At 64.3% G+C, this 13,000-nt stretch carries 11 protein-coding genes; 7 read left to right on the top strand and 4 right to left on the bottom strand.

What is annotated here, in order from left to right; all coding sequences use genetic code 11:
* Positions 1–10 precede the first annotated feature (10 nt).
* Positions 11–2,488, bottom strand: a complete 2,478-nt coding sequence (locus tag ZAL01S_RS01950; protein ID WP_066078875.1) for a DNA gyrase/topoisomerase IV subunit A — start codon at positions 2,486–2,488, stop codon at positions 11–13.
* Positions 2,489–2,539: 51 nt separating this feature from the next.
* On the opposite strand from ZAL01S_RS01950, the gene ZAL01S_RS01955 reads away from it, so the two are divergent.
* Complete coding sequence (locus tag ZAL01S_RS01955) at positions 2,540–3,688, top strand: alkaline phosphatase family protein (protein WP_244875301.1); 1,149 nt, start codon at positions 2,540–2,542, stop codon at positions 3,686–3,688.
* A 47-nt stretch (positions 3,689–3,735) separates the two neighbouring features.
* On the opposite strand, the gene sepH is transcribed toward ZAL01S_RS01955, so the two are convergent.
* Complete coding sequence (gene sepH, locus ZAL01S_RS01960; protein WP_066078881.1) at positions 3,736–5,013, bottom strand: septation protein SepH; 1,278 nt, start codon at positions 5,011–5,013, stop codon at positions 3,736–3,738.
* A 249-nt stretch (positions 5,014–5,262) separates the two neighbouring features.
* Here sepH and ZAL01S_RS01965 point away from each other — a divergent pair, with 249 nt between their 5' ends.
* A complete protein-coding gene (locus ZAL01S_RS01965; RefSeq protein ID WP_066078884.1) occupies positions 5,263–5,562 on the top strand; it encodes a DUF4193 domain-containing protein in 300 nt (99 codons plus the stop codon).
* Here ZAL01S_RS01965 and ZAL01S_RS10670 read toward each other — a convergent pair.
* Positions 5,559–5,825 (bottom strand): DUF3093 family protein, encoded by a 267-nt coding sequence (locus ZAL01S_RS10670; RefSeq protein ID WP_066078887.1) that lies wholly within the window; start codon positions 5,823–5,825, stop codon positions 5,559–5,561. The two genes, ZAL01S_RS01965 and ZAL01S_RS10670, sit on opposite strands and share 4 nt — an antisense overlap.
* Before the next feature lie 46 nt (positions 5,826–5,871).
* Positions 5,872–6,051, bottom strand: coding sequence for a DUF3093 family protein (locus tag ZAL01S_RS10675; RefSeq protein WP_066078891.1), 180 nt, complete (start codon positions 6,049–6,051; stop codon positions 5,872–5,874).
* Between the two features lie 86 nt (positions 6,052–6,137).
* Here ZAL01S_RS10675 and dut point away from each other — a divergent pair, with 86 nt between their 5' ends.
* From dut to dxs, 5 genes are all read left to right on the top strand, one after another.
* Positions 6,138–6,581, top strand: coding sequence for a dUTP diphosphatase (gene dut / locus ZAL01S_RS01980; RefSeq protein ID WP_066078894.1), 444 nt, complete (start codon positions 6,138–6,140; stop codon positions 6,579–6,581).
* 2 nt (positions 6,582–6,583) lie between these two features.
* On the top strand, positions 6,584–7,285 hold the full coding sequence (locus ZAL01S_RS01985) for a DUF3710 domain-containing protein (RefSeq protein WP_244875302.1): 702 nt from the start codon (positions 6,584–6,586) through the stop codon (positions 7,283–7,285).
* 41 nt (positions 7,286–7,326) lie between these two features.
* A complete protein-coding gene (locus tag ZAL01S_RS01990; RefSeq protein ID WP_159421540.1) occupies positions 7,327–7,956 on the top strand; it encodes a DUF3159 domain-containing protein in 630 nt (209 codons plus the stop codon).
* Positions 7,957–8,109: 153 nt separating this feature from the next.
* Complete coding sequence (gene acnA, locus ZAL01S_RS01995; protein ID WP_066078900.1) at positions 8,110–10,926, top strand: aconitate hydratase AcnA; 2,817 nt, start codon at positions 8,110–8,112, stop codon at positions 10,924–10,926.
* Positions 10,927–10,997: 71 nt separating this feature from the next.
* On the top strand, positions 10,998–12,920 hold the full coding sequence (gene dxs, locus ZAL01S_RS02000) for a 1-deoxy-D-xylulose-5-phosphate synthase (RefSeq protein WP_066078904.1): 1,923 nt from the start codon (positions 10,998–11,000) through the stop codon (positions 12,918–12,920).
* Positions 12,921–13,000 lie beyond the last annotated feature (80 nt).

A 13,000-nucleotide genomic window follows, 5' to 3' on the forward strand; every position in this document is an offset into this window, starting at 1 on the left:
TCGGATCCGGCTACTCCTGCGGCTCCTCACCGAGGACGACACCGAGCTGGGCGACGGCCGCATCCAGCGGGATGCCTGAACCATCGCGCTTGCCAATGAGTTCCGGCAGTTGACGCTGGGCACCGTCCTGCGCGTTCGCGCGAAGCGGCGCGGCAGCCACGAGGGCCAGCGCGAGGTGCGTTTCGCCGCGAATGAAGCGGTGCGATCGCACGCCACCCGTTGCGCGTCCCTTCGAGGGGTACTCGGAGAAGGGGGTGATCTTCGCGCTGCCGGGATCGTCCGCTTCGTCGCTGCGCGCGATTGTGACGAGCTGCGCGGTCTCCATCTCGGACGGCGCAACCACGCTCATCTGCACCACTCGGGCACCATCGGCGAGGCGGATGCCTGCCATGCCCGCGGCGCTCCGACCTTGCGGGCGCACCTTCTCAGCCGCGAAGTGGAGCAGCGAGCTGTCACTCGAGACGAACACGAGTTCGTCCTCGTCTTCGGCACGACCCGCAGCGACGAGTTCATCGCCGTCCTTGAGCGTGATGATGTCGATCTCTCGACCACGGCCGAAATCAAGCTCGGCAACACGCTTGACGACGCCCTGGCGCGTCGCGAGCACGAGCGGCTTCTCGTCGTCGCCCAGCGAGATGAGCTGGATGATGCGCTCCTTCGGGTCGGGCAGGGCCGCGTAGTCCTTGAGCTTCACACCCGCGCCAAGCAGCACCGAATTCACCGGTGCCGCCGGCAGCGAGACGACGGGGAGGCGAACGATGCGTCCCGTGTTTGTGATCGCGCCCACATCCCCTCGGACACTCGTGGTCACGACTGCTCGAATGGCGTCGTGCTTCGAACGGCGGGCGGGGCGCGGAATGCTTTGTTCAGGGTCCTCGAGATCGACGCGCAGGACACGACCTGTGGCACTCAGCACGACCTTCGCGGGAGCGTCTTCGAGCTCGAGCGATTGTGCTGCTGCGCCCTTGCCGCGCTTCGCGGTGACAATGTGGTTGCCCTCGGTGAGGAGCGTGCGGCGCGGGGTCGCAAACTGCTTCGACACCGCCGCGAGCTCGTCGCTCACGGTGCGCTTCAAGAGCTGCTCATCGCCGAGGATCGCTTCGAGTTCCGCGATGGCGCGACGCAGCTCATCCGCTTCGGCCTCGAGCTCGATGCGCGAGAACTTTGTGAGGCGACGCAGACGAAGTTCGAGGATGTACTCCGACTGGGCCTCAGAGAGGTCGAAGACCATCCGCAAGCGTTCGCCAGCTTCCGCGGGGTCGTCACTCGAGCGGATGATCTGGATGACCTCGTCAATATCGACAATCGCAATGAGGAGGCCTTCAACGAGGTGCAGACGTTCCCGCTTGCGGGCCAGTCGATAGGCGCTGCGGCGACGGACGACCTGGATGCGGTGGTCGAGGAACACCTGCAGCAGTTCGATGAGGCCGAGCGTCTTCGGCTCACCATCGACGAGCGCGACATTATTCATGTGGAAGGGCTCATCGAGCGGCGTGTGACGGTAGAGCTGTTCGAGGACAGCAGCCGGGTCGAAGCCCGTCTTGATCTCGATGACGAGTCGCAGGCCGTGCTTTCGGTCGGTGAGGTCAACGACGTTCGAGATACCGGCGAGCTTCTTCTTCTGGACGCCGTCCTTGATCTTTTCGATGACCTTTTCGGGGCCCACCATGTAGGGGAGATCCGTGACGACGATGCCTTGCTTGCGCGCGGTCACTCGTTCAAAGGAGGCGGTGGCCCGCATTCGGAAGGACCCGCGTCCATTCGCGTAGGCGTCGCGAATGCCCGAGAGACCAACGATGGTGCCGCCCGAGGGAAGGTCAGGACCCGGGATGAACGCCATGATGTCGTCGAGGCTCGCATCGGGGTGGGCGAGCAAGTGCCGAGCACCGTCAATGACTTCGCCCAGGTTGTGCGGCGCCATCGAGGTCGCCATGCCAACGGCAATACCCTGGGCACCGTTCACGAGTAGGTGCGGCCAGGCTGCCGGGAGCACGGAGGGTTGTTGCTCGGAGTTGTCGTAGTTCGGGACGAAATCAACGACATCTTCGTCGAGCGACTCCGTCATCGCGAGCGCAGCGGGCGCAAGACGAGCCTCCGTGTAGCGAGGAGCTGCGGGGCCATCATCGAGCGAACCAAAGTTGCCGTGCCCATCCACAGTCGTCACGCGCTGCACGAAGGGCTGCGCCAGGCGCACAAGCGCGTCGTAGATGGCCGTGTCACCGTGTGGGTGAAGACGGCCCATGACTTCACCGACGACGCGCGAGCACTTCACGTGACCTCGATCCGGACGCAGCCCCATCTCCGTCATCTGGTACAGGATGCGGCGCTGCACCGGCTTCAGACCGTCACGGGCATCCGGAAGCGCGCGCGAGTAGATGACCGAGTAGGCATAGTCGAGAAAGGACGACTCCATTTCCTGCGCGACATCAACATCATCAATTCGCTCACCGGCGGGGGAGGACAATGGAGAAGCAGCGCGAGGGGTCATGGTGTCCTGTCAACAGCAACACAGCGCGACGGCTGTGGGAAACTTGGGCAGATGAACCCCATGGTATTGAGCGCTGAATCGGGAAAGCCGACGCTGGCCGACGTGTTGCCGAATTGCGTGAGTGCGCTCCGCGGGGAGACTGGCTCGATGGGGCTTCCTCCGGTCGATCAAGCGGTGGTACTCCTCGTGGATGGGCTCGGCGCAGTGAACCTCAAGCCGAACACGGCCTACGCCCGTCGCATGGTGACGACCTGGGGTAAACGCGATCTCGCCTTCTCCTTCCCCTCCACCACCGCGTCGGCAATCGCGACCCTCACGACCGGTGAACGTGCGGGCGTGCACGGGATGCTCGGGTACGCGGTGCTTGATCGATCAACCGGAACCGTCCGGAATCAGCTCTCCGGCTGGGGAGACGGTATGGATCCCGCCACCTGGCAGCCGTGCCCCACGATCTTCGAGCAGCTTGCCGAGGGGCCTGACGCGCTGCCGAGCTTCGTCGTCGGTGTCCCGGCCTACGCGGAATCCGGTCTCACCCAGGCGTGTTTGCGTGGTGCCGAGTACGTGGCGGCTTCGAGCATCATGGAGCGTATCGAGGCGACCCTCGAGCTCCTCGCACGAGAACCCCGCTGCCTCATCTACTGCTATGTTGCCGAGCTCGACCAGGCCGGCCACCGCTACGGTGCCGAGAGCTCCGAATGGCTTGCCGCGCTCGAAGAACTCGACCAGGCGGTGGGTGTCTTGACCCAGTACCTACCCTCGCGTGCGGGCCTCATCATCACCGCCGATCACGGCATGGTGGATGTCCCGCATACTCGCCACATCGACATGGAGTACGCCTCACCGCTCCTCGAAGGCGTGGCCCACATTGGCGGTGAGCCGAGGCTTCGTCACCTCTACCTCGAGGACGCCTCGGCAACTGCGACGGAGCGCCTGCTCGAACGCTGGCGCGAACACGACGGCCACAGGGCACTCATTGTCTCGCGAGAGGACGCGATGTCCGCGGGATGGTTTGGCGCAACGGTGACGGAGGCTGCCCGCAGCCGCATCGGCGACATTCTCATCGCGACGCAGAAGCTCGTTGGCTATTACCCCGAAGACGTGACCGGCCACGGTCGCATGATCGTCGGCCAGCACGGCTCGATCACACCGGAGGAGTGCATCGTCCCCGTCATCCGGCACGGGGCCTTCGCCCGCAACTAGCGAGCGGGGAGCCATACACTCATCGAACCAGCCCGTAGGGCCAGCGGCTACTCGTCGTCGCGCTTCGTGCCGAAGACGATCTCATCCCAGCTCGGCATTGCCTTGCGGGATCGCTTCTTACCGAGCGACGCCGTCGTGTTGCGCTGCTGGGTTCCCGGGTGTGCGGGCGGTTCCGGCTTCTGCTCAGTCACGGGCGCAGCCTTCGCGCGCTCGGGGCGAGCTGCCGTCGATGACGCCCCAGCCGCCGGTCGCTCTTCACGGGCATCCGAGTCCTGGACCTCGTCGAAACCGTGGAGCGGAACGTCCACGATGCGGGGGCCGTTCTTCGTCTGCTTGCCGTGGCTGCCGCGACGGATGCGGTCGACGCCACCGGTCATGCCCGACGTACGGTTCGGTGCTGGCAGTGCGCCCGGGTCGTCGATGCCGGAGTCTTCACGAAGGCCACCCTGTCGAGGGGTGAAGGCGATCGGCGGACGGTGCGGCTGGGGAACTTCGGGTGCGGGGAACTGCTCGTCGTACTCCGCCTCGAGCTCCGGATCCTGGAAGGTCAGCGGTTCACGCTCACCGCGTCGACGGCGAAGGGCCTCAAGAAGATCTGCCGTCTCATTGCCAGGGATACGCGGCGCAGCGGCTGTCGGGTGCCGGGGGATGTCACGCGCTTCAGCCTCGTGCGTTGGCGCCATGCGCGCGGTCGAGCGCTCAATGGGCGCGACCATCTCGCCTTCCTGCTGCACGGCACGCAGCGTCGGGGCTGCCAGTGACTCGAGCTCGCCCTGCTGCGAGAGCGTCGTCGCGTGGTCATTCTTTGGCGAGAGCGCGCGGGACTTCGGCTCAAACGTCCAAATGGCCTCACGCTCGAGCGAGTCGACCGTGAACGACAGTTTGATGTGCCAACCCGTCTCCGGGTCCTTCCAACCGTCCCAGGCAATGTCGCGCGCGTTGATCGTCTCGAGGCGCTCATCGAGGACGCCGCCGAACGTGGCACCGTCACTGCCCATCGGATCGACATCCGATTGCACACGCACCGACACACCCCGTGCCTGCTCAACCATGTAATCGCGCTCCGCGCGAATGGGAGCCTCAAAACGTTCCACGTCCGCCTTCTCGGCGCCCGTCATCGTGACGATCTCATCGATGGAGTGGCCAGCACGGATGAGCTGCTGAATCTCGCGAGGCGCCACCTTCGGTGCCGTGCGGCGCTCCTGAGGCTTCGGGCGCACCGCGTCCCGCAGCGCATCATCAATGGGGACCTGGAACTGTCGTCCGTCGTCGCCGGAGACGATGAGCCGGTTGTCCTCGACGCCGATGAAGCGAAGTTCGGTCATGACGTGCAACCCCTTGTTCCTCGTTCGGTCTCCTGGGCGATCACGTGCCGCTGGATCTGAGCAGCGACAACACGCGTCCGCGTCAGTGTCACACGATTCTTGTGGTGAACCCGGAATCCGGGCCGCGTGCCGTCCACTCTCACGAAACGGTCAGACGTGCCGGTTTGCAGATCTGGCATTCCTCGTACATAATCTCGGCCCGAGGGGCGCGATTGGCGCCCCCATTCGCCTGACGTATTGGACTCCCTCATGGCCACCGACTATGACGCACCGCGTAAGACCGACGACGACGCGACTGACTCCATTGAGGCGCTCAAGGAACGAGTGCCCGATGCGATGAGCAGCAACGTCGACGTCGACGACGCCGACAACCCGGGCAGCTTTGACCTTTCTGCCGCTGACCTTGCTGATGTTGAGCTTGAAACCGTTGTGATCCCGAAGCAGGCGGACGAGTTCACCTGCATCGAGTGCTTTCTTGTGAAGCACCACTCGCAGCTTGCCGAAGAAAGCTCGCTCGGCCCGGTGTGCAGCGACTGCGTCGGGGCTTAGTCCCGCAACGACCCCTTCACTCGGGCTCTACCACGACGAGTCAACTCCTCGCGCGCGTCAGCAATGACGCGCGCGACGTCGTTTGGCTGGCGCGTCGAAAACAGCCAGTAGGGGACAGGGTCGTTCGGGTCGTCAATGTTGATGCGGAGTGAGGTTCCCACCCAACCGCGCAAGCAGAGCCAGGCGCGTGCATCGAGCTCTGGGCCAACGGCAAGACGCGTAGCTTCCTTCGTCGTGAGGGGCGTCGCGTCACCCGCAAACACGAGGGGGAGTCGGGCGCTACCGACCGCAAGCTGGCTCTCGGTGACTTCAATGACGGGGGGATGCCCACACGAGCACCGCGCAACATCCGAGGTAGAGAGCGACTGCCAGAATGACGCCGACGATGAAGTTGATCGGCGCGAAGACGAGGATGACCGCGGGGAGGATGAGCGCACTCCCCAGGAAAATCCAGGGGGCCGGCCACAGACGTTCGCGGTACTTACTCACAGACGTATTTGAACACGCACCTCCCGAAGGTCTGCTGAATGCGGCATCCAGAACTTGGACGCTGTTGTCCACTACGCTCGGCACTCATGACCCCGCTCTCGATTCCCTTCCTCGGCGCGCCGCCGCGTCACGCGCACGCGACCGACGCTGGCGCTGACCTCATGGCGGCTGAGGGTTGCGTCCTTGCGCCCGGTGAACGACGTCTCGTTGGTACCGGCACGAAGATTGCGCTGCCGGAAGGAACGCTCGGCTTTGTCGTCCCACGCTCAGGTCTTGCTGCCAAGCATGGCATCACCATCGTGAACGCCCCGGGGACGATTGACGCAGGCTACCGCGGTGAGATCAAGGTGTGCCTGCTCAATACTGATCAGCACGAGCCGTTCGAGATCGCAGCGGGCGAGCGCATTGCGCAGCTCATTGTCTTGCCGTTCCCGCCCGTCGAATATGTGGCCGTTGATGAACTGCCTGACGGCGAACGCGGCGAACGCGGATTTGGTTCAACCGGACGCGAAGCACTCAAGGAGGCATAAGCGTGGGACTGTTCGACATCTTCAAGACCCCGGAAGAAGCTCGACCCAAGGCCGACAAGCTCGTCGTGCCAGGCGAAGAGGTTGAGGAGCTCGGCGACACCGAGCTCGAGGAGCCAGACTTCGACGATTCGAAGTGCGCACCTGCTGACCGCGCCGAACGCGGCCCCTTCGACTCCGAAGAAGCAACGCTCGAGGGTCCGATGGTCGACCTTGGCTCGCTTCGCATTCCCGCCCGCGAAGGCATGGGGCTCCGACTTGAAGTTGAAGAAAAGACAAAGCGTCTCGTCGCAGTCGCGCTCGACTACCGCGAGTCGACGGTCCAGGTGCAGGCCTTTGCCTCGCCGCGTTCGACCGGGCTTTGGAATCGCATCCGCGTGCAGCTTGCCGAGCAGGTTGAGCAGCAGGGCGGTAGCGCACGCGAACTCGAAACCGACCTCGGTATTGAGCTTGAGACGCGTCTGCCGCTCATGGCTGGTGCTCCTGACGGCGCCTACCGGGCTGCACGCTTCATCGGTGTGGACGGACCGCGCTGGTTCCTGCGTGCCGTCCTGAGTGGCAAGGCGCTTCACGATGAGGATGCTGCGCGCGAGGTTGAGGAGCTCTTCCGCAGCATTATCGTCGTCCGTGGCGACCGTCCGATTCCGCCGCGCGACCTGCTGCCGATTCAGATTCCTGAAGCAATGGCGCAGCAGCTCGGCAAGTGAGCGACCGCTCCGAGCGGTTCCGTGCGGCCGCAGAAGAAGGCTTGACCGCGCGTTCCCTTGCCGAATCGGTCGGGGGAGTGCGCGGCATTGTCGAGTCGATGGTGCCGGGGATGCTGTTCCTCGGCGTCTATGCGTTCACCAACGAGCTCATGAGTGCACTCATCGGCCCGGTCGCATTCGGTGTCGTCTCGTTGCTCGTGCGGTTCGTGCGTCGTGAGCCCGTCATGCCGGCACTGGCGGGACTCTTGGCGCTGGCGCTCTCGGCATTCCTCGCCCTGAGGAGTGGCAACGACGCCGACTACTTCCTCCTCGGCTTCGTCATGAACGCTGGCTGGATTGTTGCGTTCACGGTGTCACTCTTGGTCAATTGGCCGCTTGTAGGTGTTGGAGCGGGACTCTTGTCGGGCACGGGGAGCGCGTGGCGCGCCCATCGTCCCTGCCTCATCGCTATGCGATGGCTCACACTCGCCTGGATCGCCGTTTCGGCGCTTCGCCTTGCTGTCCAGCTGCCGCTGTACCTCGCAGGCAACGTCACTGGCCTCGGTACGGCCAAGCTCCTCATGGGCACGCCGATGCAAGCGGTGCTGCTCGTCGGCACGTTCCTGGTCGCGAAGGGTGTGCTCGAAAAGTCAGGCATCCTCCATCCCAACGCTCGAGGTATCTCGACATAGAGATAGTTTGCTAAGCTCTGCACGAGCGGAGCGGTTGTTCAGGCCGAATTCGGCAGAATAGAACTCGTGCTGCCCGCACCAGTGCCGTCGGGCCGCGTTCGGGCTCGTGCCCATTGCGCGGAGACGGTGTGTTTCCTTGATTGGAGTAACCACGTGACCGCAGTGAACAGCTTCGGCGCCAAGGACACCCTTGCGGTGGACGGCACCGAGTACGACATCTTCCGCATCGATTCGGTGAACGGCTACGACAAGCTGCCGTTCAGTCTCAAGATCCTCCTCGAAAACCTGCTGCGCACCGAGGACGGCAAGAACGTCACCGCCGAGCAGATCAACGCGCTTGGCTCGTGGGACCCGCAGGCTGAGCCGAACACCGAGATTCAGTTCACGCCGGCCCGCGTCGTCATGCAGGACTTCACTGGCGTTCCCTGCATCGTTGACCTTGCCACGATGCGTGAGGCTGTTCTCGAGCTTGGCGGCGACCCGAAGAAGATCAACCCGCTTGCTCCGGCCGAACTGGTTATCGACCACTCCGTCATCGCTGACCTCTTCGGTCGCGAGGATGCCTTCGAGCGCAACGTCGAAATCGAGTACGAGCGCAACGGCGAGCGCTACCAGTTCCTCCGCTGGGGCCAGACGGCCTTCGACGACTTCAAGGTCGTTCCTCCGGGTACCGGTATCGTCCACCAGGTCAACATTGAGTACCTCGCTCGCGTCGCCTTCGTGCGCGAAGTTGACGGTGCGCTCCAGGCCTACCCGGACACCCTCGTCGGCACCGACTCGCACACCACGATGGTGAACGGCCTCGGCGTCCTCGGCTGGGGTGTCGGTGGCATCGAAGCCGAGGCTGCCATGCTCGGCCAGCCCGTCTCGATGCTCATCCCGAAGGTCGTCGGCTTCAAGCTCAAGGGCCAGATCCCTGCTGGCGTGACGGCAACGGACGTCGTCCTCACGATCACGGACATGCTCCGCCAGCACGGTGTCGTCGGTAAGTTCGTCGAGTTCTACGGTGACGGTGTCGCCGAGGTTCCGCTCGCGAACCGCGCCACGATCGGCAACATGTCGCCCGAGTTCGGTTCGACCGCCGCGATCTTCCCGATCGACGAGGAGACCCTCAACTACCTCCGCTTCACCGGCCGCAGCGAGTCGCAGGTCAAGCTCGTCGAGGCCTACGCCAAGGAACAGCACCTCTGGCACGACCCCTCGGTTGAGGCGAACTACTCGGAGTACCTCGAGCTCGACCTCTCGACGGTTGTTCCCTCGATCGCTGGCCCGAAGCGTCCGCAGGACCGCATCGAGCTCACCGAAGCACAGGCCCAGTTCGCCCGCGACCTTGCGAACTACGCGAAGCCGGTCAAGCACGACCTCGTCGACCACCAGGCCAGCGAGTCGTTCCCGGCATCCGACCCGGCCTCGACGACGCCCGAATCCGACGAGACCGACGTCATTGAGCAGAAGCCCGCGGCCCCGGTCACTCGCATCTCGAACCCGGTCGAGGTCACGAACAGCGACGACACCTTCACGATCGACCACGGTCACGTCGCGATCGCTGCCATCACCTCGTGCACGAACACCTCAAACCCCTCGGTCATGCTCGCGGCTGGCCTCGTGGCACGCAACGCCGTCGCCAAGGGGCTCACGCGCAAGCCGTGGGTGAAGACGACGATGGCACCCGGCTCGAAGGTCGTCACCGACTACTACGAGAAGGCAGGACTCTGGAAGGACCTCGAGGCGCTCGGCTTCTATCTCGTCGGCTACGGCTGCACGACCTGCATCGGTAACTCGGGCCCCGTCGACGAGCCCATCTCGAAGGCCATCAACGACAACGACCTCGCTGTCACGGCAGTCCTCTCGGGTAACCGCAACTTTGAGGGCCGCATCAACCCCGATGTGAAGATGAACTACCTCGCATCGCCGCCGCTCGTAATCGCCTATGCGCTCGCCGGCACGATGGACTTCGACTTCGACTCGACGCCGCTCGGCCAGGACCAGGACGGCAACGACGTCTACCTCAAGGACATCTGGCCGACCGCCGAAGAAGTGCAGGCCACGATCGACTCCTCGATCGACACCGAGATGTTCAACAAGCAGTATGGGGCCGTCTTCGACGGTGACGAGCGCTGGCGTTCGCTGCCGACGCCGACCGGTGCCACCTTCGAGTGGGACACCGAGTCGACTTACGTCCGCAAGCCCCCGTACTTCGAGGGCATGCAGCTCGAGCTCACGCCGGTCTCGGACGTCAAGGGCGCACGCGTGCTCGCGAAGCTCGGCGACTCGGTCACGACCGACCACATTTCGCCGGCCGGTTCGATCAAGGCTGACTCGCCCGCGGGTGAGTACCTCGCCGCGAACGGCGTTGACCGCAATGACTTCAACTCCTACGGCTCGCGCCGTGGTAACCACGAAGTCATGATTCGCGGTACCTTCGCGAACATTCGTCTCAAGAACCTCCTCCTCGACGGTGTCGAGGGTGGCTACACGCGCGACTTCACGATGCCGGATGCCCCGCAGTCGTTCATTTACGACGCGGCCCAGCACTACGCCGAGAGCAACACGCCGCTTGTCGTGCTCGGTGGCAAGGAGTACGGTTCGGGTTCCTCGCGTGACTGGGCTGCAAAGGGCACGCGCCTGCTCGGTGTGAAGGCTGTCATCGTTGAGTCGTTCGAACGCATCCACCGTTCGAACCTCATCGGCATGGGCGTTGTCCCGCTCCAGTTCCCGGCAGGGGAGAGCTGGGAATCGCTCGGCCTCGACGGCACCGAGTCGATCTCGATCACGGGCCTCGAAGAGCTCAACGAGGGTCGCACCCCGAAGACGGTGCATGTCGTGGCAGAGACCACCGAGCACTCGCCGGAAGGCAAGCAGACCGTCGAGTTCGACGCGATCGTCCGCATCGACACGCCTGGTGAAGCCGACTACTACCGCAACGGCGGCATCCTCCAGTACGTGCTGCGCCAGCTCGCCAGCAAGTAGTCACTCGAGTCTCAGGGAGCTTGGGCAGACCAACCGGTCTGCCCAAGCTCCCTCTCGCTAGGATGGGTTCGATGAGCACCAAGATTCTCCCGACGATCACCAAGCCAGCCGATTTGCGGCGGCTCGGGCTCGAGGAAGAGCGCCAATTGGCGCAGGAGATCCGCGAATTCCTCATCGAACACGTCTCCCGCCAGGGTGGCCACCTTGGGCCGAACCTCGGTGTGGTTGAACTCACACTCGCGCTGCACCGCGTCTTCGATTCGCCGCGGGACGCGATCGTGTTCGACACCGGTCACCAGTCGTATGTGCACAAGCTGCTGACCGGTCGCCAAGACTTTTCCCGTCTCCGTGAACGCGGTGGCCTTGCCGGCTACCCGCAGCGCTCGGAGTCCCCGCACGACATCGTTGAGTCGTCGCACGCCTCAAGCTCACTGAGCTGGGCCGACGGCATCTCTCGCGCCTTCAGCCTCACCGGTCAAGACGACCGCCACGTCGTTGCCGTTGTCGGCGACGGTGCTCTGACCGGCGGCATGACGTGGGAAGCGCTCAACAACATCACCGACGACAACAAGCGCAAGCTCGTCATCGTCGTGAACGACAACGGCCGCTCCTACGCCCCGACGATCGGCGGCATGGCCCGGTTCCTCAACACGGTGCGTACGCAGCGCTCGTACCTCGCGCTGCAGTCGCAATCCTCGAAGGCGTTCCGTCAGCTCGGTGGCGGGCTCGGAAACCGCTTCTACCGTGGCGTGCGTGGCGGCATCCACGGTTTCCTCTCGCGCTTCTCGAATGGTGAGGCGCTCTACTCGAATCTCGACATCAAGTACCTCGGACCGGTTGACGGCCACGACATCGAGGCGCTGGAAGACACGCTGCGTCAGGCGAAGGACTATGGCGCTCCCGTCATCGTGCACGCGATCACGCAGAAGGGCCGCGGCTACCAGCTGGCCCTCGACAACGACGCGGACCAGTTCCACGCCGTCGGCAAGATGGACCCGACGACCGGTGAACCGCTCAAGGCCGACCAGGGCGAATCCTGGACGAGCGTCTTCGCGGACGAAATCGCTGAGCTTGCCGCCACGAACCCGAAGCTCGTCGGCATTACCGCTGCCATGCTGCGCCCCGTCGGGCTGCACCGCTTCAAGGAACGCTTCCCGGAACGCGTCCTCGACGTGGGCATCGCAGAACAGCACGCGGTCACGAGCGCCGCAGGCCTCGCCTACGGCGGCCTCCACCCGGTCGTGGCTATCTATTCGACCTTCATGAACCGCGCCTTCGACCAGGTGCTCATGGATGTGGGGCTCCACCGCGCCGGCGTCACCTTCGTGCTCGACCGTGCGGGTGTCACTGGCCCCGACGGGCCGAGCCACCACGGCGTGTGGGACCTCGCGCTCCTGCAGATCGTCCCGACGATTCGCCTGGCGGCGCCCCGCGATGCGAGCCGTCTGCGTGAGGAGCTGCGCGAAGCAGTCGCCGTCGACGACGCACCCACCGTCATCCGTTTCTCGAAGGGTGTCGTCGACGACGAACACGACGCCGTCGAGCGCCTCGAAGACGGTGTCGACGTACTCGTCCGCGGTTCCAAGCAGGATGTGCTCCTCGTCACGGTGGGCCCGATGGCCACGCTCGGGCTTGATGTGGCACGCCTTCTTGAAGCCGAAGGCATCGGCGCGACCGTGGTTGACCCGCGCTGGGTCGTGCCGGTCCCGCAGAGCGTGCTGTGCCTCTCAGGCGAACACCGCATCGTCGTCACCATCGAAGACGGTGTTGTCGTGGGCGGCATCGGCACCCGCGTGCGTCAAGACCTCCGTGCCGCTGAGATTGACACCACGGTCACGGAGCTCGGTATTCCAGACGAATTCATTGCCCACGCAAGCCGCTCACAAATCCTCAAGGATGCCGGTCTGACGGCCGAGAACATCGCCGCAAACGTCATCGCGCAGGTGCGTGGAACGCGCATCCCGTACGCCCGTCCAGAGCGCACACGCAAGTAGTTCGTCTGCACGAAACCCACAATCAACTTTTTTCACAACTTCTTGGGCGCTCGGCACCCTCGCTCATAGACTCCCCTCAC

Source organism: [Zimmermannella] alba NBRC 15616 (assembly GCF_001570905.1).
GTDB classification, from domain to species: domain Bacteria; phylum Actinomycetota; class Actinomycetes; order Actinomycetales; family Microbacteriaceae; genus Pseudoclavibacter; species Pseudoclavibacter albus.

What these genes read in the sequence shown, in the direction of transcription:
- ZAL01S_RS01950 (WP_066078875.1), bottom strand. Translation starts at nt 2,488, where the DNA reads ATGACCCCTCGCGCTGCTTCTCCATTGTCCTCCCCCGCCGGTGAGCGA.
- ZAL01S_RS01955 (WP_244875301.1), top strand. Translation starts at nt 2,540, where the DNA reads ATGAACCCCATGGTATTGAGCGCTGAATCGGGAAAGCCGACGCTGGCC.
- sepH (WP_066078881.1), bottom strand. Translation starts at nt 5,013, where the DNA reads ATGACCGAACTTCGCTTCATCGGCGTCGAGGACAACCGGCTCATCGTC.
- ZAL01S_RS01965 (WP_066078884.1), top strand. Translation starts at nt 5,263, where the DNA reads ATGGCCACCGACTATGACGCACCGCGTAAGACCGACGACGACGCGACT.
- dut (WP_066078894.1), top strand. Translation starts at nt 6,138, where the DNA reads ATGACCCCGCTCTCGATTCCCTTCCTCGGCGCGCCGCCGCGTCACGCG.
- dxs (WP_066078904.1), top strand. Translation starts at nt 10,998, where the DNA reads ATGAGCACCAAGATTCTCCCGACGATCACCAAGCCAGCCGATTTGCGG.